The sequence below is a fragment of the Anaerotignum lactatifermentans genome, assembly GCF_016902535.1.
GTDB classification, from domain to species: Bacteria; Bacillota; Clostridia; order Lachnospirales; family Anaerotignaceae; genus Anaerotignum; species Anaerotignum lactatifermentans_A.
Genome location: NZ_JACSNY010000062.1, coordinates 1 through 239 on the forward strand (window position 1 = coordinate 1; position 239 = coordinate 239).

At 42.7% G+C, this 239-nt stretch carries 1 pseudogene; it reads left to right on the forward strand.

Annotated elements, in window-relative coordinates:
* A pseudogene (locus H9X84_RS12865) lies at window positions 1-141 on the forward strand (transposase); the annotation flags it as partial.
* Window positions 142-239 lie beyond the last annotated feature (98 nt).

Here is a 239-nt window from a genome sequence, read left to right on the forward strand (position 1 = left end):
CTACGCTCCATGAAGCTGAAAGAAGCAGCCAAGAAGGTAGAGGACGGCATTGAAGAAACGCTGACCTACTGCGATTTTCCCAGCGAGCATTGGACTCGTATCCGTACCAGCAATGTCATTGAACGGCTAAATGGGAGTATCCCAAAGTTTGTGTAAACCTTCAAACTGATGTAAGATAAACTTATCAGTTTGGAGGTTTATTTTATGGCAAGAAAAAAAGATACACCACAAAAAGCTGC